The sequence below is a fragment of the Flectobacillus sp. genome, assembly GCF_049240685.1.
GTDB lineage: Bacteria > Bacteroidota > Bacteroidia > Cytophagales > Spirosomataceae > Flectobacillus.
The window spans coordinates 1-23804 of sequence record NZ_JBMLSD010000357.1; the positions used below are offsets into that span (position 1 = coordinate 1).

The 23804-nt window shown below is 37.3% G+C and carries 19 protein-coding genes; 12 read left to right on the plus strand and 7 right to left on the minus strand.

What is annotated here, in order from left to right; genetic code table 11:
• Nucleotides 1–1086: 1086 nt before the first annotated feature.
• From ACOVQ4_RS16325 to ilvA, 7 genes are all read left to right on the plus strand, one after another.
• Nucleotides 1087–1968, plus strand: coding sequence for a hypothetical protein (locus tag ACOVQ4_RS16325; RefSeq protein WP_421821690.1), 882 nt, complete (start codon nucleotides 1087–1089; stop codon nucleotides 1966–1968).
• Between the two features lie 141 nt (nucleotides 1969–2109).
• Complete coding sequence (locus ACOVQ4_RS16330) at nucleotides 2110–3405, plus strand: hypothetical protein (protein ID WP_421821691.1); 1296 nt, start codon at nucleotides 2110–2112, stop codon at nucleotides 3403–3405.
• 70 nt (nucleotides 3406–3475) lie between these two features.
• A complete protein-coding gene (ilvB, locus tag ACOVQ4_RS16335; RefSeq protein WP_421821708.1) occupies nucleotides 3476–5221 on the plus strand; it encodes a biosynthetic-type acetolactate synthase large subunit in 1746 nt (581 codons plus the stop codon).
• 102 nt (nucleotides 5222–5323) lie between these two features.
• Nucleotides 5324–6346, plus strand: a complete 1023-nt coding sequence (locus tag ACOVQ4_RS16340) for an acyltransferase family protein (protein WP_421821692.1) — start codon at nucleotides 5324–5326, stop codon at nucleotides 6344–6346.
• 38 nt (nucleotides 6347–6384) lie between these two features.
• Nucleotides 6385–6918 carry an acetolactate synthase small subunit gene (ilvN, locus tag ACOVQ4_RS16345; protein WP_095161261.1) on the plus strand — a complete coding sequence of 178 codons (534 nt, stop codon included), beginning with the start codon at nucleotides 6385–6387 and terminating at the stop codon, nucleotides 6916–6918.
• Between the two features lie 108 nt (nucleotides 6919–7026).
• Nucleotides 7027–8070, plus strand: coding sequence for a ketol-acid reductoisomerase (gene ilvC / locus ACOVQ4_RS16350; protein ID WP_095161260.1), 1044 nt, complete (start codon nucleotides 7027–7029; stop codon nucleotides 8068–8070).
• 500 nt (nucleotides 8071–8570) lie between these two features.
• Nucleotides 8571–9833: a threonine ammonia-lyase gene (ilvA, locus tag ACOVQ4_RS16355; RefSeq protein WP_421821693.1), complete on the plus strand. Its 1263-nt coding sequence runs from the start codon at nucleotides 8571–8573 to the stop codon at nucleotides 9831–9833.
• Between the two features lie 228 nt (nucleotides 9834–10061).
• On the opposite strand, the gene ACOVQ4_RS16360 is transcribed toward ilvA, so the two are convergent.
• From ACOVQ4_RS16360 to ACOVQ4_RS16370, 3 genes are all read right to left on the minus strand, one after another.
• On the minus strand, nucleotides 10062–11255 hold the full coding sequence (locus ACOVQ4_RS16360) for a porin (protein ID WP_421821694.1): 1194 nt from the start codon (nucleotides 11253–11255) through the stop codon (nucleotides 10062–10064).
• A 256-nt stretch (nucleotides 11256–11511) separates the two neighbouring features.
• Nucleotides 11512–12351, minus strand: coding sequence for a DUF2490 domain-containing protein (locus ACOVQ4_RS16365; protein WP_421821695.1), 840 nt, complete (start codon nucleotides 12349–12351; stop codon nucleotides 11512–11514).
• 103 nt (nucleotides 12352–12454) lie between these two features.
• Nucleotides 12455–13906, minus strand: a complete 1452-nt coding sequence (locus ACOVQ4_RS16370; RefSeq protein WP_421821696.1) for an inorganic phosphate transporter — start codon at nucleotides 13904–13906, stop codon at nucleotides 12455–12457.
• A 299-nt stretch (nucleotides 13907–14205) separates the two neighbouring features.
• Between ACOVQ4_RS16370 and ACOVQ4_RS16375 the strand changes: the two genes are divergently transcribed.
• From ACOVQ4_RS16375 to hemB, 3 genes are all read left to right on the plus strand, one after another.
• On the plus strand, nucleotides 14206–16632 hold the full coding sequence (locus ACOVQ4_RS16375; protein WP_421821697.1) for a TonB-dependent receptor: 2427 nt from the start codon (nucleotides 14206–14208) through the stop codon (nucleotides 16630–16632).
• Nucleotides 16633–16644: 12 nt separating this feature from the next.
• Nucleotides 16645–17598: a DUF4249 family protein gene (locus ACOVQ4_RS16380; RefSeq protein WP_421821698.1), complete on the plus strand. Its 954-nt coding sequence runs from the start codon at nucleotides 16645–16647 to the stop codon at nucleotides 17596–17598.
• A 195-nt stretch (nucleotides 17599–17793) separates the two neighbouring features.
• Nucleotides 17794–18762: a porphobilinogen synthase gene (gene hemB / locus ACOVQ4_RS16385; protein WP_421821699.1), complete on the plus strand. Its 969-nt coding sequence runs from the start codon at nucleotides 17794–17796 to the stop codon at nucleotides 18760–18762.
• A gap of 518 nt (nucleotides 18763–19280) precedes the next feature.
• Here hemB and ACOVQ4_RS16390 read toward each other — a convergent pair.
• Nucleotides 19281–19784, minus strand: a complete 504-nt coding sequence (locus ACOVQ4_RS16390; protein ID WP_421821700.1) for a GNAT family N-acetyltransferase — start codon at nucleotides 19782–19784, stop codon at nucleotides 19281–19283.
• Between the two features lie 96 nt (nucleotides 19785–19880).
• On the opposite strand from ACOVQ4_RS16390, the gene ACOVQ4_RS16395 reads away from it, so the two are divergent.
• A complete protein-coding gene (locus ACOVQ4_RS16395) occupies nucleotides 19881–20768 on the plus strand; it encodes a LysR family transcriptional regulator (protein ID WP_421821701.1) in 888 nt (295 codons plus the stop codon).
• 78 nt (nucleotides 20769–20846) lie between these two features.
• Here the strand turns inward: ACOVQ4_RS16395 and ACOVQ4_RS16400 are convergent, their stop codons facing one another.
• On the minus strand, nucleotides 20847–21107 hold the full coding sequence (locus ACOVQ4_RS16400) for a hypothetical protein (RefSeq protein ID WP_421821702.1): 261 nt from the start codon (nucleotides 21105–21107) through the stop codon (nucleotides 20847–20849).
• Nucleotides 21108–21373: 266 nt separating this feature from the next.
• Here ACOVQ4_RS16400 and ACOVQ4_RS16405 point away from each other — a divergent pair, with 266 nt between their 5' ends.
• On the plus strand, nucleotides 21374–21841 hold the full coding sequence (locus ACOVQ4_RS16405) for an Lrp/AsnC family transcriptional regulator (RefSeq protein ID WP_421821703.1): 468 nt from the start codon (nucleotides 21374–21376) through the stop codon (nucleotides 21839–21841).
• 69 nt (nucleotides 21842–21910) lie between these two features.
• Here ACOVQ4_RS16405 and ACOVQ4_RS16410 read toward each other — a convergent pair whose 3' ends face one another.
• Nucleotides 21911–22861, minus strand: a complete 951-nt coding sequence (locus ACOVQ4_RS16410; protein ID WP_421821704.1) for an MlaD family protein — start codon at nucleotides 22859–22861, stop codon at nucleotides 21911–21913.
• A 126-nt stretch (nucleotides 22862–22987) separates the two neighbouring features.
• Complete coding sequence (locus ACOVQ4_RS16415) at nucleotides 22988–23722, minus strand: N-acetylmuramoyl-L-alanine amidase family protein (RefSeq protein WP_421821709.1); 735 nt, start codon at nucleotides 23720–23722, stop codon at nucleotides 22988–22990.
• Nucleotides 23723–23804: the final 82 nt, after the last annotated feature.

The following is a 23804-nucleotide window of genomic DNA, read 5'->3' on the forward strand; positions in this document are numbered from 1 at the left end:
ATCACAGATATGTAATCAGTCTTGTTATACGAATCTTTAGGTATGTAGGCAAAATAGAATTTAATTTTTGTGCCCAAGGCATTTAGGTATCAGCTTTCGGCGGTGGGCTTTGGAAAAAAGCATAGCTGTGGTTAATAAAAACATTTTAACACTCTGTGCCTGTTGACTTGTCCCTAAACACATAACTTAAATATTATTCTGCTCGATTACTTAAAAGTGTTTTCTATGAAATAGTAAATATCTTTTACCCAGTGCCTACAGCTTGAAGCCCAAAGCAAACAAATTGAATTTTATTTTGCGTAATAACTTAACACCACATTTTTTTTATAGTCTAATTATTACATGTTTTATAAATCATAAATACACACCAGACAATTTATATTGGTACACCAGCTTATTTTTATTCTTGAAAACTGTAAGTTCTTAACATTTTTAATATCAACCTAGGTCATCTATTTTAATATTTAATACGAGTTCATAGCCATAAAAGAGTTTTGAATATCGCTACAACCTCCGACTAAATATTTGAATAGAATTTTATTAAAGTATTCTGACCAACATGTTTCGATACAATTATCGCATCATATTGAAGAAACTACACAAGAGAATAAGGAAAAAAGATGGAGCTAATACGAATTGTATTAATTCATCAAACTAATGTTTTTAAATTCTGCTCTAAAAAATTACACCTGTATAATTTTGATTGGTTTTACAGGACTTTTGATTTATGTTTTTAACAATGTTCCGAACATACCTACAGCCGACGAATGGGATTTATCCTATTTCGTAGAAAGGTTTTACGAGAATAAATTAACGATATCCGATTTGATGATACCTCACAACGAGTGTAGAATGCCGTATCCACATATCATTAATTTATGTATTCTTTTTTTGACGAGGTGGCATTCGTTTACGCTCATCTCCTTTAATCTGATACTATTACTAGTTTTCTATTTTACCCTTAGAGGATATACCTATAAAGTCATAAATCCGCAAAAAACACAGGTTTTTGGTGTTGGATTTATACTGGTATTTTTAGTCATATATTCTTTAAAACAATACGAAAATATAGTACTAAGTTTTGACTTGAATTACTATCTCTCTGTTATCTCTGCCTTTTGGTCTCTTATTTCATTAAGAAAGATAACTTGGAAAAATATAATTATTAGTATGATATGGGCACACATTGCCACGTACTCGTACGCTTCTGGAATTACCGTTTGGCCACTTATTATTTGTCTTGTTTGGCTACTTGGTAATGACAGTTTACAAAACAAAATTCTTTACACATTAACAGTCAGTGTTGTTTTTGCGTTAAATCTTGTTCTTTATTTTAATGACTACCACCCTGCTTCTAGCACGGTAATTACCAAATCAACCAATCCGGTTGAATTAGTACCTTATGCATTGGCATTTTTATCAAACAATTTTACGACAAGTAGTAAGACAGCCATCATTTTGACGCTCGTACAATTTGTGTCGATTGGTTTATCAATGCTTGTTCTTTTGAAAAATGATAAAGTGAAATTCTTTAATGCAGTACCAATTTATGCTTATGGCTTTTGGGCTGTAATTGTTGGTTTTATGGTTGCCCATGGAAGAGCCTCACTTGGAATTACTCAGGCGTTATCACCAAGATATTGCACTTTGAGTTTTCCATTTACGATCCTCTTTGTTATATCGCTAATAATCAATATCGAAAATATTAGCTCAATGACTAAAATAAAGCTTTTCCAAAAGTTATCGCCTACCTTCTTGTATTTGATTGTTGCATTCTTCAGTTTTTATCAAGTTAAGTTTGTAGAGATGGCAAATCAACGAAATCAAAAATTAGAGAAAGCATTAGCCTACATAAGAGCCTCTAATTTTGAAGCTCCAGAAGTTAAAGAAATGCTATACCCAGATGCAGAGCAGTTAAAACACAAGGTAGAAATAATGAAAAAGTACAACTTGAGTCTTTATCGTTAGACTAAAGTACCGACGATAGCCCAAAACCATAAAACTTTGATTACCAACTAATAATCTAGTTTATTATTATAAAAGGCTTTGAGTTCAAAAGAAATATTTGAGTCCTTAGCAAACATTACAACCTGACATCATTAACCATTTATGAACCTTGTAGACAAAGGATTTGGCGGGGATACTAACTTAAAATGGTGGCATATTCTATTGGTTTTATTCCCAATATTATTCTATTACAGTTGGGTTTGGTATTTTGGAGTAGACTGCCCTCAATTAGATGATTTTGGCGTTTTACTCAATTTAGTCGATGTAAGTAATGCTTCAAACTTTACGGAGAAACTGCGTCTTGTATTTTCTCCACACAACGAACATAGAATAGTATTTACGAAACTAGCCTTTAGTTTAGTTGGCTTAACAGACAAGGGGGCTGTTGATATTTATAAAGTTTTGTTTTTAGGAAATCTTACACTGATTGGTATAGCCTGTATTTTTTACAAAGCTATTGTTCAAATCAAGCAATCGTGGATATATGCATTGGCAATCAGTTGTATGTTGTTTCAGATGCAATTTTTCGAAAATACATTTTTCGGCATGGCCTCTGTTCAAAATATTGGGGTATATCTATGGTTAGGATTAAGTTGTTGGAAAATAGCTCAAATACCTCAAGACTCAAAACAGTTAAAATGGGCGTTTTTATTTGGTGTATTTGCTACTCTTACCTCTGGTAACGGAATGGTTGTATTTCCAGCAGGAGCGTTTACCTTATGGATTGCGGGTACAAGAAAGTTTAGTGTAATCTGGACTATTAGTGGAATTATTGTCGTATTAACCTATTTGTATGGTTTACAACATCAAAGTCACAATACCAACCCTGCGCAGGTATTGCAAGGTGCAATGGGTTATTTAGGAAGCCTGATAGGTTTGAGCACGGGCAAATGGATTCCAGTGATTGTTGGGGGGATAATGCTGAGCATTGGAGTAATACTGAATCTTAATTTAGTATTTGTTCAGTTCACCTCAATCAAGGTATTTTCTAAACCTGTACAGCTTTTTCTATTCACCTTTTTTATGGTAATGATAGCCACGGGTTGTATGATTGCCATAAACAGAGATGTGATTTTAGCTATTTCGATACCAAGATACAAAATAGGCTCAGCAGTAGTAGGATGCTTGCTTATATTAATGATTGCTAACACACAACTAAGCCAACGCAATAGTTTTTTGATTGGTCTTATCTGTGCCATTGGCAGTAGCCTTTTTTGCTTGATGACCTACTACAAAATGACACCCATTATAAAAGCAAACCAATTGGTCTATCTGAATAACATTCAAGCATTTAGACAAAAAACATTAGGACAAACTCATGCTCCTATCCTTTTTGAGAAGGAATGGTTTGATATCTGGAAAGCAGGAAAATGGAAACTTCCAGAAACTAAGCAGTAAACAAAACCACAAAAGCATAGATATTAGCATTCAACTCTTCGGAGTTCAACATTTTAATTACAAAAATCGCATGGCAGCACAGACACAAACCATGACCGCAGAGCCTCAAAACAAAGAAACAGAGCAGTTTCTTACGGGTGCTCAGGCCATAATGCAATCTTTAGTCGAGCAAGGTGTTGATACAATCTTCGGCTATCCGGGTGGCGCCATCATGCCTACTTATGATGCGCTTTATGATTATCAAGATAGACTCAAGCACATTCTGGTGCGTCATGAGCAAGGTGCAGGTCACGCAGCACAAGGTTATGCGCGTATGACAAACCGCGCAGGAGTAGCCATGGTGACGTCGGGGCCAGGCGCTACAAACCTCATGACCCCTATTGCTGACGCCATGCTAGACTCTACCCCGATGGTTTGTATTGTGGGTCAGGTAAAAGGCAATTTGTTGGGTACTGATGCTTTCCAGGAATGTGATATTATCGGTATTTCGATGCCAATTACCAAATGGAACTATCAAGTTGTAGATGCCAACGAAATTCCTGAAGTTATTGCTAAAGCATTTCACATTGCAGAGGCTGGTCGCCCAGGTCCTGTATTAATTGATATTACTCGTACAGCACAAACGGATAAGATGACGAAACCTTTCCACTACCCTAAATCAGTGGATATCATCAGTTATCGCCCTCGTACTGTACCTAAGCCCGAACACGTTGAGGCCGCAGCCAAATTAATCAATGCTGCCAAAAAGCCTTATATCTTAGCTGGCCATGGGGTATTGTTGGCAGACGCACAAAATGAATTAAAAGAATTTATTGAAAAAACGGGTATTCCTGTAGCTACAACGCTGTTGGGTATGTCGGCAGTAGATGCAGACCACCCTCTGTATGTAGGCTGGCCAGGTATGCATGGTAACTATGGTGCAAACGTATTAACCAACGAATGTGATGTACTTATTGCGATAGGTATGCGTTTTGACGACCGTATCACGGGCGATTTGAATACGTATGCAAAGCAAGCTAAAGTAATTCATATCGAAATTGACCCGGCAGAAATCAACAAAAACGTATTGGCAGATGCCCCTGTAGTAGGTGATGCAAAAGAGGCATTGAAAGCTTTGATTCCTTTGGTAAAACCAAACTCTTATCCTGAGTGGCGTGCAGAGTTTGCCAAATACGACGCTATAGAATACGAAAAAATTACAAAGAAAGATATTTTCCACGAAGGCGACCAAATCAAAATGGGAGAAGCTGTAGTAATGCTTTCTGAAAAAACAAAAGGTGAAGCTGTAACAGTTACCGATGTAGGGCAGCACCAAATGATTTCAAACCGTTACTACCGTTTCAAAAAGCCATTTTCAAGTGTTACATCGGGTGGTGCTGGTACCATGGGTTTTGCCCTTCCAGCAGCATTTGGCGCTAAAGTGGGTGCTCCAGACCGTGAAGTAGTAGCCATTATTGGTGATGGTGGTTTTCAGATGACCATTCAAGAATTAGGAACCATTGCACAAAGTGGTTTACCCGTAAAAATCATTATCCTTAATAACAACTTTCTTGGTATGGTGCGCCAATGGCAGCAACTATTCTTTGATAGACGTTATTCTTTTGTAGAACTACAAAACCCCGATTTTATCACTATTGCTAAGGGTTTTGGAATTGATGGGCATACCGTATCAGATCGCTCGAAACTATCAGAATCACTAGATACCTTACTCAACTCGGATAAGCCTTATTTGCTCGAAATTATCTGTGAAAAAGAAGAGAACGTTTTCCCAATGGTACCAGCGGGTGCGTGCGTAACAAATGTGATTTTAGAGTAAAAAAGTAATATCTCATGCCTTTTCTCAAAGCGTATTTCATTAAAGTACAGGCTATTTGTATCTTTGAACACAAAATAATAGATCAATTTAAAAACTGTATAAATGAAATTTGAAAGTCTAAGAGAGCAAGTTTACAATAAAAGCCAGATACATTCTGTGCAAATGCTAAGAGGAATCGCGTGTTTGGCAGTGTATTTTGTTCATTTTTTTTCTGAACAAAAACTACTCCCCGCTAGCAAACTAGTAGTGAAAGCATCAGAATATGGGTACTTAGGCGTTCAAGTGTTCTTTGTGATTTCAGGGTTTATCATTCCGCTGTCTATGTACAGAAATCAATATGATATACAAAACTTTGGAAATCTTTTCAAAAGGCGACTCGTTCGAATTGAATTACCGTATGTGGCTTCTATTGCGTTATTGGTGCTATTAAAGCTTATCGAATATTTTACTTATAAAACTCATAAGCCTATTGACCTTGACTGGACAACGGTGTTACTCAACATTGGCTATCTCAATGTTTTTTGGGGAAAAGAGTTTATCAATCATGCCTACTGGACATTATTTGTTGAATTACAGTTTTATCTATACATAGGCTTGTTTTTTGGATTCATAACGAGTAAAAACTTTTGGATTAGGCATGCGGCGTATTTGGTATTGTTTGCGCTGAATTACTGGTGGGTTGGGAGTTTATTGTTTCACTCTCATATCCTTGTATTTATGGTTGGTATTTTTGCTTTTCAATATGTAATTAAAATCATTGAGTTACCAGAAATGCTGCTTAGTTGTGCGTTTGTATTATTGGTGAATTATTGCTGGTTGAGTCAAAGTTTACATTTGGATACCAGCCTCCCAATCATACTAGCAAGCATTTTTGCTATTGGTTTTATTTTCTTAATCAAAAAGCAAATAAAAGTTTTGGACTTTTTAGGAAAAATATCCTTCTCTCTATATCTGATACATGTACCTGTTACAGTCGCATTATTACCGATTTTAGAGCCGCATATTCATCGTCCAAGTTTTATTTTAATATACCGACTAGGAGTTTTAATAGGTACTATATGTATCGCTTATATCTACTATCGAATTATAGAAAAGCCAGCTATGAGTCTTTCTAGAAAAGTATAGAAAACTTATTTAGCTAAAACATTTGACAGCAATAACTCATGAAAACAACATACACGTTATCCATATTTACCTCCAATACTATCGGTTTGCTCAACCGTATTACGATTATTTTTACTCGTAGACGTTTGAATATCGAATCCTTGACCGTATGTGAAACCGAGCGCGTAGGTGTATCTCGTTTTACAATCGTTATCCGTCACGATTCGCGCGAGGCTGTTGAAAAACTCGTTCGCCAAATCCGTAAGGTAGTTGATGTATTAGCGGTATTTGGATACCTTGACCACGAAATCGTTTTCAACGAAATCGCCCTTTTCAAAATTGCAACACCACTTGGAGGTACTCCTTTGAACATCAAAGAAATCAACCTCGACTGGAATGCAAAAGTGGTACACTGGGGGCTTGATTATGTAGTAATCGAGAAAAATGGTACCGAACAAGAAATCTCAGAATTTTATGAATATATCAAAAACTGGGAAATTCTTGAATATCTAAAATCAGGCCGTGTAGCTGTTGGAAAAACAGAAAAAGGCTTGGTCGAATACCTTCCTGAAGGCAACTGGGAAGTAGTTTAAGTGGGGAGTGTTGAGTTGTGAGTGTTGTATCTTCCAACTTCAATCATCCAATATTATCATTTGTAAATAATTTTTAGTAAAACATAATTCCAAAAAACAAATCAAATCATGGCACAAATTAATTTTGGCGGAGTGGTAGAGGATATCGTGACTCGTGAGGAGTTCCCATTAGAAAAAGCAAGAGAAGTATTGGCTAATGAAACTATCGCTGTAATTGGATACGGTGTACAAGGTCCTGGTCAAGCTTTGAACATGAAAGATAACGGCTTGAACGTAATCGTTGGTCAGCGTAAAGGTAAAACTTATGACAAAGCAGTAGCTGACGGTTGGGTTCCAGGCGAAACTTTGTTCGAAATCGAAGAAGCTTTAGAAAAAGGTACTATCATTTGCTACTTGCTTTCAGATGCTGCTCAAATCGAATTGTGGCCAACTGTTAAGAAATATTTGACTGCTGGAAAATCATTGTATTTCTCTCACGGATTCGGTATCACTTACAAAGAGAAAACTGGTATCGTTCCTCCTGCAGATGTTGACGTATTCTTGGCAGCTCCTAAAGGTTCAGGTACTTCTCTTCGTCGCTTGTTCGTAGAAGGTAAAGGTTTGAACTCTTCTTTCGCTGTTTATCAAGATGCTACTGGTAAAGCTCGCGAGAAATGTATCGCTATGGCTATCGGTGTAGGTTCGGGTTATTTGTTCGAAACTGACTTCTACAAAGAAGTAACTTCTGACTTAACTGGTGAGCGTGGTACTTTGATGGGTGCTATCCAAGGTATCTTTGCTGCTCAGTACGAGGTATTGCGTGAAAACGGTCACTCTCCATCTGAAGCATTCAACGAAACAGTTGAAGAGTTAACTCAATCATTGATGCCATTAGTAGCTGAAAACGGTATGGACTGGATGTACGCTAACTGCTCTACAACAGCTCAACGTGGTGCTTTGGACTGGTGGAGACCTTTCAAAGAAGCTACTAAGCCTGTATTCGCTCAATTGTACAACTCTGTAAAAACTCAAGCTGAAGCTGAGCGTTCTATCACGTTGAACTCTCAACCAGACTACCGCGTGAAGTTGGAAGCTGAATTAGAAGAGCTTCGTGAGTCTGAAATGTGGAGAGCTGGTGCTGCTGTACGTAGCCTTCGTCCAGAAAGAAACTAGTTCTTTAATTTGAAGAATTTGAAGGCTCAAAACCTTCGTGATTGTTCAATCTGGCTATAACAATGAGTGAGTAATAGATGTTGGTCTGTTATTCACTCATTTGTGTTTTAGAAAAGTACGAAAATTATTGCTAGTAGTAGGAATACAATTAGAAGGATTTCAAACTATTGCGGATTTTGGATTTCTGATTTCGGAAATAAAGTAAAATACCTTTATTTTTTACAAAATTTAGAACCTTACAATTCCGAAATCCAACATCCGAAATAGGTACTTCGTTCACTGCTAATTCATGATTTACCATTCAGTCACTTAATGATGAATTGTGAATGATAAATTGTGAATATAAATCTAATAATCAACGACTTACATTCATAATTATTCTCTCATTATCCCCCATTTTTAATCTATCGAGTAAAAGAATTTATTAAATTAATTCTATTGACCAATACTAATTACGGATATACTGTTAACCGATAACATCTTTTACCATCAACAATTTTATGAATACACGAACAGCACAATTTCCTTCGCTCGAAAGCATCTATGATGCGGCAGAATGCCTCCGTGGCGTGGCTTCTCACACGCCTTTGATGGAAAACCTTATTTTGTCAGAACGCTATCAGGCTAATATTTTCTTGAAGCGCGAAGACCTCCAAATTGTGCGTTCTTACAAAATTCGTGGAGCATACAACAAAATGTCTAAACTTTCTAAAGAGGCGCTTGATAAAGGTGTTGTATGTGCCAGTGCAGGGAATCATGCCCAAGGTATGGCTTATGCCTGCCACAAAATGAAAGTAAAAGGTACGGTATTTATGCCTACAACTACCCCTAATCAAAAGGTCAAATCCGTAAAAATGTTTGGTCGTGAGCATATCGATATCCAACTCGTCGGCGATACCTACGATGACGCCTCTAATGCTGCCAAAAAGTACTGCGAAGAACAAAATGCTACTTACGTACACCCTTTCGATGATATGGATGTTATCGCAGGACAAGGCACCGTTGGTCTAGAAATTTTTAAGGATGCCGATGTCAAAATAGATTATATTCTTTTGGCTATCGGTGGCGGCGGTGTTGCTGCAGGTACCTCCACGGTATTTAAACAACTATCTCCACATACCAAAATCATTGGTATCGAGCCAGAAGGAGCTCCCTCCATGAAAGAAAGTATCAAAGCTGGTCATGTAGTCGAACTCGACACGATTGATAAGTTTGTGGATGGTGCTGCTGTTAAAAGAGTTGGCGATAAAACCTTTGAAATTTGTAAACAAACGCTCGACGATATCGTAATTGTACCAGAAGGCAAGGTTTGTACAACAATTTTGGAACTATATAACGAATCGGCCATAGTGGCAGAGCCAGCGGGTGCTTTGACAATTGCTGCTTTGGATTTTTTGAAAGAAGAAATTAAAGGTAAAAATGTAGTATGCTTGGTATCGGGTGGCAACAATGATATTACTCGTACCGAAGAAATAAAAGAGCGTTCTTTACTTTACGAAGGATTGAAACATTACTTTATCATTCGTTTTCCGCAGCGTGCTGGAGCCTTAAGAAATTTCCTAAATAATGTTTTAGGCGAAAACGATGATATTACCCACTTTGAGTACCAAAAGAAAACAAACCGTGAGTCGGGGCCTGTATTACTAGGAATCGAGCTCAAATACAAAGAAGATTTTGAACCACTCCTTTTGCGTATGGAAGAAAACAAGATTCAATATCAATTACTCAATGAAAAACCAGATTTGTTTACATTTTTGGTTTAGTAAAGACAAATAGAATATCGGATTGCTTGTTTATTTTGTTGTTATTTTAAAAAAAGGAATACTTTTCGTCTAATTTTGAGAGCCCTCTTATAATATTCTCCTCAATGTAGTTAGTTAACAGTATATCGATTATAAACGCATAAGCATGAGCTTATAATCGATATACGCTATTAACTAATACCTTCTTTTGCTTATCTATCTTTATAATGTATTCTTTCTTGTTAACTACTAGAAGTTAAATTGTGCTTGTAATCGCAACAAGTTACCAATCTGATGATTGTCTGGAAGGTTAGCGTCTTCGTAAGTTCTATTTGAAATAGTATAAGTAGCCGTAAATTCAAAATAGTTTTTTAATTGCCATTCGGCACCAATTTCGAGGTCTTTTACCAAATAGCTACGCGCATCGATTTCATGTTTTTTGCCTCCATTATAGTACTGATATTTGATAAAAGGCATCACAAAATTATCGTTTACCTTTTGTCGCCACATAAGTTGAGCATAACCTCCATGTAGATTTTTCACTTCAGTCGTCATCGTTTCTGGGTTAAATTGTGGACCTTGCCCTACATTATATTCTGCTTGAAAACCTAGAGGTTGTGGATACACAACTAGCGTTGCCCCAACACGACGATCGATAAAGTCTGATACTGTTGCTTTATTTTTAGTATTTCTTTCAATCATATATTTTCCTGTATATGCCTGCAAGCTCGTTTCAATAATTTGTCCATTTTTCATCTGAAAAGGATAGGTTACCCTCGAAACTACGTGTGGTTCGTTATTGGCTTCGGTTCTATTGGCATTTTGACCATTATAAAAACCCAAAGCAAATACTCCGTAGTCGCCACTGCCTTTGAGGCCCGAAGATACCAGATAAGCAAAACGCTCACGGATTTTGGCTGGTGCCCAATAGAAAAATACGCCCAAATCTCGTTCGTTCGACACGGGGCTATTAATTCCGTCAGCACGGTCGAGGGAAAGTCGGTTTTGAGACGATTGCATATTTTCGAAACCATACGGCACTTTGCTTTGTCCAAAGCGCAAACGATATTCTTTTTTAGCATCAAGAGCCAAATCAAAATACGCATCACGAATTTGTAAGGCATGCTGAAAACTACCACTGACATTAGAAGCAAAATCAGGCTGGACATAGATATACAATCGTTCGGATACATCGCCCGAAATAATCACACGTCCACGGCGGATAAAGAAACCACCGTTTTCTCCCCAAGATCTATCGCACTGCTCGCATTTGAGCTTTTCGTTTGTTTCTAATAAACGATTGTAACGTACTTGCGCATAACCTCTGATAGAGATTTTTTCATACCATTTCTTTGGTGCTACTGTTTTCTCTGTGCTCTGAGCTAGCGAGAAATATACAGGACATAAAATAATTAGGTAAACAAGGGCTTTTAGCGTTTTCATAAAACTTGAAGATTCTACCCGTAACGACATAGTAATATCATAGAATTAAGCTCCAGTTTTTTTAATAAAACAAATGCTAATTCACCAGAATTACTGATTTTTCCAATAATTACTTACTGTAAAGCAATAAGCAATCATACACGAAAATGGATTTCGATACAGGATGGAAGTTAATTTATTTGTCTGTGATTTGTGGTTCTTTACTGTTAATTGTCAGATAGGCCTGTCCGACAATTAACAGCTATTTATGTATTAATTACTTGTTATTCTTACTAAATAATTGCTCAAAATTGCTAATAGCTAAATTGAGTTGAAGGATATTATTAATCTCAACATTGTCTTTAGTAGCGTTGTTGAAACGAAAAATAGTTTGTTGCATATAACCTGCTTCAACTGCCACAAACTTATTGAATTTGTAGCCAAGCCCCACTAATAAACGGTTCTGATCCAACAGATTAGTATTGGAGACTTTCTCTCCCATATTCACAAATAATTCATCATAAGCTTGTGCATAAAGGGTATTGTCATCCATTTTGGCATGGTTGATGGGAAGTGTCATTTTTACTTGGTAGCGGAAACGTTCTCTGAAGGTTGCATTTGAGAAATCCCCGCCATACACAAAACTCTTATCGTCGATGCTTTGGTTTTGACCTAGCCAACGAAATTCATAGCGAAAACGGTTGTCGATGCGTAAACGACCAATGTTTTGCGACAAGGTAACTTGTGGAGATATACGATATTCTGAAAAGAAAGCGGAAGGAGAGCCATTACTGAAGCGATTGGAACCAATCCAACCAAATGGCATCAACGAAAATCTTACGTTAGGATTAAGCTGAAAATGTACCCAAGGACGAAAAACGTGCTGATTAAGATTATGATAAGGGTTTCCGGTGGTAGTACTTTCGTTGTAATCCCCTTGCATATCTTGGCGACGTTGTTGGTTTTCTAGTTGCCATGAGAATTTTCCTGCAATTTTTCCTGAAATATTTAAGTCTGTCCAACCATTTGAGATATGATAATAGTTTCGTGGACTTTGGGAAAAAGACAAAGCAGTAGCCAATAACGGCAGCATTGCCGTCATGATAAACTTTTTCATAAATTTGGATTTTCTATATTGGTAGTATATGTTGAAATTCAATCTTGTACTAAAAGAGTCTCATGGTTTTCAACGACCATGAGACTCTTTTTATAATGAAGGATTAACCAATAATCCAACGGAAGAACACAAACAATGTAGCTGATAAAAGAATCGTAACTGGAAGTGTTAAGACCCATGCCATTACGATGTTTTTGACTGTACCACCTTGTAAGTTTTTGATACCTTTTGAAGCCACCATCGAACCAGCGATACCCGACGAAAGAACGTGAGTGGTAGATACAGGCCATTTGTAAGCGGTTGCCAAACCGATTGTGATAGAAGCAACCAACTCAGCCGAAGCACCTTGAGCGTAAGAAAGGTGTTGCTTACCGATTTTCTCACCGATTGTTACTACAATTCTTTTCCAACCAATCATAGTACCTAAGCCTAAAGACAAAGCAATCATCCACATTACCCAAGCTGGCGCAAAGTCTGTTAATGACGATAGACCTTTATTGGAGTTTCCGAAAGAGAAGAAAGGAGCTTTATCTCCAGCTGTAGCTTTTTTCAACTCTTTTTTATCGTCAGCGCTCAAGCTTACAGCGTCACTTTCAGATAATTTTTTTGTATGCTTATTAATTGCTAAAACATCTTTACGAATCTCTAGTTTCTTTTCTGTTGACAAATGGTTAATCAATGATTTGTCAGTCAAAATCGCATTTAAAGCCGTAGTAGCTTTCATTACTTTAGTATAACTTTCCTTTTCGGTAGAAGAAAGTTTATTCGTATCGATTTTAGCAATGATGGTCTGAACTTTTACTACCGAACCTTGTAATGTGAAAGGGTCAACATCTGTATTGATAGCAAAATAACTTGGTAAGAAAGCAATCAAAATCATCATTACAAGACCAATACCTTTTTGACCGTCGTTACGTCCGTGGAAGAAACTTACCAATGTACAAGTCAAAAACAAAATACCACGAATCCACATTGGAGGAGGAGTATCTTTTTTCGGCTCTTTAAAAATTTCTTTGTTGGCAACAGATTTTTTTAGAATATACATAAACACAATTGCTACCGCAAAACCAAACAATGGAGATAACAAAAGTGCCTGACCAATTTCGGTAGCTTTGTCCCAGTTTACCGTTGATAAACCAGCTTTATTTTCAGGTAAAAGAGCGTATCCAACACCAATACCGATGATTGAACCAATGAGGGTATGCGAAGAAGAAGCTGGAATACCAAAATACCATGTTCCTAAGTTCCAAATAATAGCAGCACCTAACATTGATAGTGCCGTGGCCATGGAGTGGTAGACGTTGGGGTCTATGAGTAGCTCTGTGGGTAATAATCCAATGATTGACATCGTTACACCAACACCACCTGTCAACAAACCAACAAAGTTCATAAACCCAGACCATACAACGGCTTGAGTTGGCTTCAAAGAGTTTGTATAGATAACAGTCGCAACGGCGTTAGCTGTATCGTGGAAACCATTAACAAATTCGAAAGCACAGGCTAAGAATAAGCAAAGGAAAAGAAGAATAAACAAGGACGTATCTAATCCGAACATAGTTTTTGTGAATTAATTATATGATATAAGAACGAACACGTAAAAAGGATTTTTTTGAATTAGTGAATCAGGTATTTTATCGTTTTTCTTATATCTCAAGCTTTATTAAGACTTTTCATATTGGTAATTATCGCACAAAAGTAAAAATACTTATTTACGCCAATGTTAAGGAATTGTTAAATTTGGTAACATTGGGATAATTGCTTGATATTTAAGAATTTGTTATAATTTTTTCGAGTTAAGATATTACTTTACTGATAAAAACAAGTTGAATACCTGTATCACCACCACAAACCCACATGAACAAACCAATTGGATTGCTATGTCTTCTTTTGTGTGCATTACTGTTGTTTGAAAGCTCAGTAGTGGGGCAAAATGCTTCAAAAATTACGATTAGTGGCTATATCAAAGAAGCTGGAAGTGCCGAGCTGTTGCCAGGGGTACATATTATGCTGAAAGGTAGTCGCATTGGGACTCAAAGCAATAATTATGGGTTTTACTCTCTCAGTGTGCAAGCCCAAGATAGTATCGAAGTGATTTATAGTTTTGTAGGCTATCAAGTTTTTTCAAAAAAAATATACACAAAATCAAAATCGCTCACCATTAATGTTGATTTAAAACCAAGTAACCAAGACTTGGAAGAGGTAAAAGTCGTAGCCAATAGCATCGAGCAGCAAAAGCTTTCGGAGCAGGTGCAAATGTCGCAGATTTCTATTCCGATTCAGCAAATCAAAGAAATCCCTGCATTCATGGGTGAAAAAGATGTACTGAAAGTACTTCAACTGATGCCTGGCGTACAAAAAGGCGCTGAAGGGAATGCTGGAATTTATGTTCGTGGTGGCGGCCCCGACCAAAACCTCCTGATTCTGGACGATGCGCCTGTGTATAATGCTTATCATCTATTTGGTTTCTTTTCGGTTTTTAATGGTGATGCGCTCAAGAGCGTTGAACTTACCAAAGGTGGATTTCCTGCACGCTTTGGCGGCAGGCTTTCGTCGGTAATTGAAATGCAGATGAAAGAAGGTAATAAACAAGATTATCACGTAGAAGGAGGAATTGGATTGATTGGTGCTAGGTTAGTAGCCGAAGGACCTATTGATAAGCAAAAACGCTCCTCGTTTTTGGTTTCTGCCAGACGTACTTATCTGGATATTTTAACGCAACCACTCATTCCGAAAGAGCAAAAAGGTAGTCGATATTACTTCTATGATTTTAATGCCAAATTGAATTATGATTTTGGACAAAAAAATCGTTTGTTTTTAAGTGGTTATTTCGGAGAGGATAAACTCTATGTGAAGGATTTTCAGGTACAATCACGGCTAGAGGCCTCGATAGAATGGGGAAATAGAACGGCAACTATCCGATGGAACCACCTTTACAGCGATAAACTTTTCAGTAATTTATCTTTAATATATAGTGATTATAAGTTTACTACCTCCAATTATCAGTCAAATTTAGATGCTGTTGGTATCAATAATTATAGCCTGTATTACTCCTCTGGGATTCGCGACCTGGGTGCCAAATTTGATATTGATTTTTTACCAAACCCCATACATACCTTCAAGGCTGGTGCACTTGCTACCATGCATCGCTTTACGCCTTCTGCTATTGAGTTACAGGACGATGTAGCTTCTCGCTACAAAGATGCCGTCGAAAACATCGATGCGCTAGAATTAGGTATTTATCTGGAAGATAACTACAAGCCTCTCCCCTATTTGCGATTCAATGTTGGCTTGCGTTATTCAAGTTTTAGTACTTCCGAAAAAGGATATCACAACTGGGAGCCTCGTGCTGCTATGGCATGGACTTTACCCCAAGACTGGGCTTTGAAAGCCTCGTATGCCGTAATGAATCAGTATATACATTTGGTGTCAAACTCTGGAGCAAGTTTGCCTACAGATTTATGGGTACCTTCTACTGATTTAATAAAACCACAACGCTCGCAACAAGTAGCTTTAGGTTTTGCAAAGGATTTTCCCGAAAAACAGTTTAGCATTACACTAGAGGGTTTCTACAAAACTATGAATCAAATTGTGGCATTGAAAGAAGGTAGCTCCTTTATTCTAAACGGTAGTATTCAACGTTTTACGCAGGCCAAAACGCAGGAGTCGCCTTGGGAAAGTAATATGACAGCAGGCAAAGGGCGTTCGTATGGAGCAGAGTTTTTATTACAGAAAAAAACTGGCAAGTTTTCGGGCTGGATTGGCTATACCCTATCGTGGATTTTTCATCAGTTTGATGAGTTAAACTTTGGGAAAGAGTTTTATCCCAAATACGACCGTCGCCATGATTTGTCTTTAGTAGGTATTTACCATTTAAAACCCAATATCACGCTGTCTGCCACGTGGGTATATGGTACTGGAAATGTTTTTACAATTCCGATTTCAACTTATGAAGTTTATAGCCATATCCCGGGGCTGAACCAAACTGGAGTTAATCAGTATTACAACAGCGCACGCGAAATACCAGATTATCGAGAAAGGAATAATTTTCGCGCACCACCTTATCATCGCTTAGATGTAGGAGTGCAGTTCCATAAAAAAATGAAGAAAGGACATACTCGTACTTGGGAGTTTGGCGTGTATAACCTTTACAACCGCAAGAATGCCTATTTCTACTCTTTCAAAAGCGTATATAATACCACAACCGACCAAACAACAAAATCATTGGCGCAGTATGCTTTGTTCGGAATTATTCCTTCGGCTACCTATAGTTTTAAATTTTAACTTAAACCGTGTATGAAGACGTTTCAATTTTGGCAAAATATATTCGTAGGGTTAATGGCGCTGATATCACTCAACTCGTGCGAAACCTTGGTAAATGATATTGCACTTCCTTATGAGGAAAAATTGGTATTGCAAAGCTTTATTTGTCCTCAAGATACTATGATAGAAATATCTTTGACCTCCAATCAACCCGTAATTGGTGTCATCAACGAAGGTGAAGACCGCTATCCAGTGCTAAAAGATGCTGTCATTACGCTTTCGGATGGAACAAGAACCGTGACGGCCAAATACCAACAAATTACCTATCTCGATTATATCGAAATAGACAGCACGGGTCATTACAAAGAGAATTTTTTAACAAAAGATAGATACATTATATCCACAAAAGAAATGCCCGTAGTAGCAGGAGCTACCTATACCATTATTGCAAAAGCCAAGGGTAAAGAGGTAAAGGCACAATGTACAGTTCCTAGTCAACGAGTATCTCGCTCGGCTATCAACAACTCACTCACGATAGGTTATGATCGAAACAATGTATCCTATCCTGCTGTTGTGGTAAGGATATTAGATTTTCCGAATACTGCAAATAATTATGCAGTGGGCGTATTTTATTATGAAAACTTAAGAGTCTTGGATGCTCAAAATAGATTTGTGGTGATAAAAAGATTTGTGAATAGTCGACAGGAATACTTAACTGATACAGGTCAAGATGGTATGACCTTGGCAACTCAAGCTTTATTACTCAATTCAACAAATGATTTGAATGTGGTGAGCCGTAATGCCGAAATATACGTGGCTGTAACAGATACCCCCTATTATCAATTTAATATCTCGGTCGATAAGGTGCGTCGCAGTGGTCGAAATCCTTTCTCAGAGCCTGTTTTGACTTATACCAATGTAGAAAATGGATTAGGTGTTTTTGCTGCCTACCAACAAATAAGAACAGCTGTATCAGTAATAAAATAAAGAGAAAAAAGGTATCAGAGGGATTCGTGCAAAACGCCTGTGAGTTATAGAGCTCAAATACGATATTTTATCCAAAGAAATTTTAAAAAACCTGTAATCTCTTAGGTACAAATCACTCATTCCTTACCTTTGTGGCACTAAAACTTAGGAATGTAGGTTTTTCAATAAACGCTAGTAAAAAGCTGGCTTGAAAGTATGCTAAGAAGACCCAGAAGAAATCGTCAGTCTTCGGCTATCCGTGCAATGGTCGAAGAAACAACCGTATCTGTCAATGATTTGATTTATCCAATGTTTGTCATGGAAGGTCAAAATCTGACTACCGAAGTAAAATCTATGCCAGGCATTTTTCGCTACTCGCTCGATAAATTGCTTGAGGAATTAGCGGTTATCCAAGATTTAGGTATCCGTTCTATTGCCTTATTCCCTCAAATTCCTGAGGCAAAAAAAGATAAATATGCTACCGAAAGCTATCGCCTAGGCAATATCTACCTTGAATCTATCAACGCCATCAAAAATGCTTTTCCCGAAATCTGCATCATGTCAGATGTAGCCATGGACCCTTACAGTGCGGATGGTCATGATGGTATTGTCGAAAACGGACAAATTCTTAACGATGAATCATTGGAAGTTTTGGCAAAAATGGCAGTAGCACAAGCCGAAGCAGGCACCGACATAGTTGGTCCTTCGGATATGATGGATGGACGAATCGGATACATTCGTGAAGCACTAGATGATAAAGGCTTTATCAATGTAGGAATCATGGCTTACTCAGCCAAATATGCCTCTGCTTTTTATGGCCCATTCCGTGATGCATTGGATTCAGCACCAAAGTTTGGAGATAAAAAAACCTACCAAATGAATCCTGCCAACATTCGCGAAGCATTGGTTGAAGCTGAATTAGATTATTTGGAAGGAGCAGATTACTTGATGGTAAAGCCAGGTTTGGCATATCTTGATGTAATCAAAACTTTGAATGATAATTTTAATATCCCAATTGCCGCTTATAACGTGTCAGGCGAATATGCGATGGTAAAAGCAGCAGCTCAAAACGGCTGGTTGGATGGTACTCGTACAATGGTCGAATGCTTGACATCATTGAAGCGTGCTGGTTCAAAAGTGATTTTGACCTATTTTGCCAAAGAATATGCAGCGTTGGTGAAATAATAGTGGGCATTAGGCATTAAGCTCTGTGCAATAGGCTAAATGTTTATAAACCATAAACATATTTTGCCAAACGCCCAGAGCTGATTGCCGAAAGCCTAACAAGGCGTTATTATCAACTACAAAGCCTCTCACCAGGGGTGAGAGGCTTTAGTCATTAACCTTTTCTATTATTTGATATTTTTAAATTTTAAAAAATTCTCAGGTTAAAGCTTAAGCTTTTCTAAGAGATTGTTTTTTTGAACAGAAGAAAATTGCAAAGCGTACCTTGCCGATAAATTTATGTAAGTATTCGTGCAGAATTATATTTAAGTTTTGTGTTTTAGGGACAAGGCAACAGGCACAAGGCAAAGAGTGTTATTTTTTTAGTAACTATAAATCTATTTTTGCCGAGTGCTCAAAGCTAAAAGCCGTAAGCTCAAAAATCAAATTTCACCTTCGTATAAACCTAGTAATCAAAACATTACACCCACAACTCATACTTATACCTTTCTCAATATATGTTTTGTTTTCTCCTTCAATTAGAGATTTTTTAAGAGAATAAAGTCATTTTGTTCTTCAGAGCCTAGTACAAAACTATGTACTCCTACTTTTTCAAACCCCCATTTGGTATAAAAGGAAATGGCTTTAGAATTATTTTCCCAAACACCTAAGCCAATTTTGGGATATCCTTGTTGTTTAGCAAAATCAATACAAGCCTGCATCAAAACCGAGCCTAGGCCTTTGCCGTGATATGCCTTATCAACATAAATCCGTTGAATTTCGGAAGCATTCTCATCATTCAAGATAGTACCTAGGGTACGAATTTTTGCGAATGCAATCATTTTACCTTCTTCAAAACCTACTAAATAGGTACTACCCTTTTCTGACAACTCATTTGCCATGCTGTTTGGCGTAAAATTAGTCTCCAAATACAACCGCAAATTTTCGGCTGTGTTGTATTGGGAATAAGTATCTACAAAAGTGCGAGTGGCTAGCGCAAGCAGTGATTCTATATGAGAAGAATTGGCTATTTGTACTTCCATGACCTTGAGTATTGTTTTGATGGTACAAAGAAAACCTTTTGAACTTATAAGAAAAAATACTTATTTTATATTAATTAATGCTTTTTTGTTATAAGTATGGATATCCGACAATTAGAATATTTTTTGGGAGTAGCTTCAGAGTTGCACTTTTCGAAGGCAGCCGAAAAATTGTTTGTTGCTCAACCTGCCTTAAGTCGTCAAATACAACAACTAGAGGATGAACTAAATGTTGTACTTTTTGAAAGGGATAAACGAAATGTCAAACTGACTCCTGCGGGTGAATACCTTCAAAATGAGGCATCAAGAATACTTTCTCAACTTGATTATGTGCGACTAAGAACACAGCTCATACATCGAGGAGAAGAGGGTGAGTTACGAATTGCTCATCCAGGTTCGGCAGTTTTTTCAGTTTTGCCAACTTTGCTATCGGCATTAAAATTATACTTCCCCAAGATTCGAGCAGTCTTGTCGGAAGTATTAGAAAACAAATTGTTTGAGTCTTTACAAAATTATCAGGTAGATGTAGGCTTTGTGAGAGAACCAATTCCTGACAAATATTTGAATTCGAGGCTCATTTTTGAAGAATGTTTTTCATTGGTAGTGCCGCCCAATCATCCACTAACCAAAGAAAACTTTACGGGACTTCGACAGGTACAAAACGATTCGTTTATTTTACCACCACGACATGCTGGTTCAACCTACCACGATGTTTTGTTGAGAATGTGTGAGCGAGAAGGATTTTTACCCAATATTATTCATGAATCCAATTTTGGGACTACCATTTTAAAACTAGTGGAACACAATCTTGGTGTAAGCTTGTTGCCATCGTCCTATCGGATTAGTTCGCCCGTGAATGTGCGATTTATAGATTTAGATGTATTGCCCGAACGAACACAGTTATCGATGGTTTGGAGAAAAGACGATACAAATCCTATTCTACATAACTTTTTGGATACAGCCAGTTCAGTAGATTTTAGATTCTGATTGATGAAAGAATAAAAACAAAACAGGCATAAAAGCTTGTAACCTTTATGCCTGTTTTGTTTACATTGTCAAATACTCTTATGCTGCTGCGCGGTAATATGGAGTAGCATTTCGCTGTTTGCGATACATTCCGCACAAGCTCGGTGTATCGCCAGAGCTTAAGTCCATAATTTGTATTTCGAATACTGCGCTAATTTTTTCTAAATGTTTGGATGCGTTCAATAGACTGTTCCAATCTGCATTGACGACAAGACGTAGCTTTCGGTATCTTGAGACTTCTTCACGGTTGCTTAATTCTATGAATTGGACTTCTTCAAAATATTTTTGAAGAGTATTCATCAGTAAATGAACTGTGAAATCGTTGTCCTGAAAGCCGAGTGTGAGAAGGTAAGTTTCCATAAGCTTATAATTGTTTATGATTACAGATAGTACTAGCGTTGAGTAATTTAGAGCTATCTAGTATTTATTTTTACCAAATTTACAAAACAAAGAACTATAGTCCAATATTTATTATTATATTAGAATATGATTCTCTAATATTTTTATTTTTAAGATTATTTGTATTTTAAAAATAGTGATTTAATCTCAAAAAAGATTTTTATTCTATGGCTTCGTTAGATAATACCGATTTAAGAATATTAAAATTGTTGCAAGAAGATGCTTTGATGACCAATAAGGAAATTGCAGCAAAGCTTAACTTGACAACAACGCCTGTTCACGAGCGTATCAAACGGCTTGAGCAAGATGGGATTATTGAGAAGTATACGGCTATTCTCAATAAATCTAAATTGGGAAAAGGTTTGGTTGTATTAGTAGACGTGACCCTAAAAGAGCATGCAGCAGAGTTTTTGGCGCAGTTTGAGCGCGATGTGTTGTTATTGCCCGAAGTAGTAGAATGTTATTGTATTTCGGGGGGAGCTGATTTTTTGCTGAAGGTATTAGTAAAAGATATGGACGAATATCGTCATTTTATTTTGCATAAATTGGCAACCTTAGCCAATATCGGAAACGCGCAAAGTAGGTTTGTTGTGAACGAAATCAAAAGCCAAACACCCGTTCCGATACAAGTCTAATAAGTGATGAATTGTGAGTTTTGAGTGCTGATTACTACCATCCTAGTAATCAGCACTCAAAACTCATCACTACTTCACCGCTGGTGGAGGTGTTTTTTTCCCAAAAACAGAAATATTTACATAGCGTTTTGGTGCCAAGCGGAAGTCTATCAAAAGCTTGTCCAAATCAACCATTGTTTTGTTGAGATTTGTATACAAAGAATCATCCTTTAAGATTTTTCCGAGACTGCCTTGTCCAGCTTGAATCCCTGACATAACCTTTTGAAGTTCATCCAAAGACTTTTGTGTACTAGCCAATGCTTGATTAATTTTTAGGGCATTTAGCGAATCGGCCATTTTATTAAACTTTCCTAGAAGAGGTTTAAACTGCTTTTCTGTTTCTACTAAATTTCCAGAAAGTGTTTTCAAATTGCCCGTTATACCATTGAGATTAGAGCGATTTTCAGCAATGGTACTATTCATGGAGGCACCAAGCGAAGTGATTGTAGTATTGGAATTTTTGAGCAAAGCATTAAGAGCTGCAGAAGTAGATTGAAAACCGATAGCCACGGTTTTGAGCGTAATCAGTAGGGAGTCGAGGTGAGACATCGCTGGTAGAGCTTTCTCCTTTAAGACATCTGTCAAACCTGTTTCCAAAATACCTGTAAGTTTACCTCCATCCTCAATAGCAGCCCCTTTGCCCATGTCGAGGCGAATGAGCTTTCCGCCCAACAAACCATCAGAAGCTAACACGGCTTTGGTTCCTTGGGGTAGGATTAGGTCTTTTCTAATACTCAAAACTACTTGGATTGAGTGTTGTGCGTCATCTTGGAGAGTTACATCTTTTACAGTCCCGACTTTAAGACCGCTTAATGCTACTTGACTAGAAGGAACCAAGCCTTGCACGTCGTTGAAAGTAACATAATATGTTTTTTCTGAAGAGAAAAAAGAAGAACCCTTCAGGAAATTAAATCCGAGATAGAGCGCTGTAAATGAAATTATAGCTAAAATGCCGACTTTCGCTTCTTTTGATATATTCATTGATGTAAGAAATGGTAGAGAGCGTGATTTTATGATAACCACTATTTACTAAATTTGAGTTTTCATAAAACTCTTTCAAAAAACTGTTATAAAGCAATGACAATGGAAATCCCTTTTTCCACTAGATTAATTTTCAATTTCTTCTTTGTAAGATTTGAATGCTCTAAAAATTGACTTTGCTACTTCGTCCTGTCCGTCTGATGAAGACAAATACTCCTCCTCGTTAGGATTGGTCAGAAACCCCACTTCTACTAAAACACTAGGCATGGCTGTTTCCCAAAGTACCAAAAAACCCGCTTGTTTGACACCATAGCTATTGCGTTCGCTATATCTTTTGAACTGACGTTCAATTTTTTGAGCAAATTTAAGACTATTATTCATGAAAGCACTTTGGTAATTTGCCATCATAATATGTGCCAATGGAGAGTTAGGGTCAAAACCATTATAGGTCTTTCTATAATCCTTTTCTTGTAAAATTACAGAGTTTTCCCTTTTTGCGACATCTAGGTTTTCTCCTGTTTTATGTAACCCCATTGTATACGTTTCAGTTCCTTTAAACTTTTTTGAGGGGTGCGAATTACAGTGGACAGAGATAAAAAGATTGGCTCTATTACGATTTGCAATGGCTGAGCGTTCATGTAAATTTACAAACACATCGGTTTGGCGAGTATAATATACCTTGATATTGGGATACTCCTCTTTGATTTTTTTGCCAAGAGCCAACACAATTTTTAAGGCAATATTTTTTTCACGCACACCCGATGGCCCCGAACAGCCAGGGTCTTTACCTCCATGACCTGCATCTAGCACAATGGTACGAATATTGGTACTAGCCGATGTAACAGCAATAGAGTCAGGCATAGACTCTATTTGTGGCAAACTGAAGCCAGTTAAACCACCAATCATTAGTATTAGAAAGAAACCTTTAAGAAAGTTTAACATT

Bases quoted from the DNA above. Each gene is read 5' to 3' on its own strand.
- ACOVQ4_RS16330 (WP_421821691.1), top strand. From the start codon at position 2,110: ATGAACCTTGTAGACAAAGGATTTGGCGGGGATACTAACTTAAAATGG.
- ilvB (WP_421821708.1), top strand. From the start codon at position 3,476: ATGGCAGCACAGACACAAACCATGACCGCAGAGCCTCAAAACAAAGAA.
- ACOVQ4_RS16340 (WP_421821692.1), top strand. From the start codon at position 5,324: ATGAAATTTGAAAGTCTAAGAGAGCAAGTTTACAATAAAAGCCAGATA.
- ilvN (WP_095161261.1), top strand. From the start codon at position 6,385: ATGAAAACAACATACACGTTATCCATATTTACCTCCAATACTATCGGT.
- ilvC (WP_095161260.1), top strand. From the start codon at position 7,027: ATGGCACAAATTAATTTTGGCGGAGTGGTAGAGGATATCGTGACTCGT.
- ilvA (WP_421821693.1), top strand. From the start codon at position 8,571: ATGAATACACGAACAGCACAATTTCCTTCGCTCGAAAGCATCTATGAT.
- ACOVQ4_RS16360 (WP_421821694.1), bottom strand. From the start codon at position 11,255: ATGAAAACGCTAAAAGCCCTTGTTTACCTAATTATTTTATGTCCTGTA.
- ACOVQ4_RS16365 (WP_421821695.1), bottom strand. From the start codon at position 12,351: ATGAAAAAGTTTATCATGACGGCAATGCTGCCGTTATTGGCTACTGCT.
- ACOVQ4_RS16370 (WP_421821696.1), bottom strand. From the start codon at position 13,906: ATGTTCGGATTAGATACGTCCTTGTTTATTCTTCTTTTCCTTTGCTTA.
- ACOVQ4_RS16375 (WP_421821697.1), top strand. From the start codon at position 14,206: ATGAACAAACCAATTGGATTGCTATGTCTTCTTTTGTGTGCATTACTG.
- ACOVQ4_RS16380 (WP_421821698.1), top strand. From the start codon at position 16,645: ATGAAGACGTTTCAATTTTGGCAAAATATATTCGTAGGGTTAATGGCG.
- hemB (WP_421821699.1), top strand. From the start codon at position 17,794: ATGCTAAGAAGACCCAGAAGAAATCGTCAGTCTTCGGCTATCCGTGCA.
- ACOVQ4_RS16390 (WP_421821700.1), bottom strand. From the start codon at position 19,784: ATGGAAGTACAAATAGCCAATTCTTCTCATATAGAATCACTGCTTGCG.
- ACOVQ4_RS16395 (WP_421821701.1), top strand. From the start codon at position 19,881: ATGGATATCCGACAATTAGAATATTTTTTGGGAGTAGCTTCAGAGTTG.
- ACOVQ4_RS16400 (WP_421821702.1), bottom strand. From the start codon at position 21,107: ATGAATACTCTTCAAAAATATTTTGAAGAAGTCCAATTCATAGAATTA.
- ACOVQ4_RS16405 (WP_421821703.1), top strand. From the start codon at position 21,374: ATGGCTTCGTTAGATAATACCGATTTAAGAATATTAAAATTGTTGCAA.
- ACOVQ4_RS16410 (WP_421821704.1), bottom strand. From the start codon at position 22,861: ATGAATATATCAAAAGAAGCGAAAGTCGGCATTTTAGCTATAATTTCA.
- ACOVQ4_RS16415 (WP_421821709.1), bottom strand. From the start codon at position 23,722: ATGCCTGACTCTATTGCTGTTACATCGGCTAGTACCAATATTCGTACC.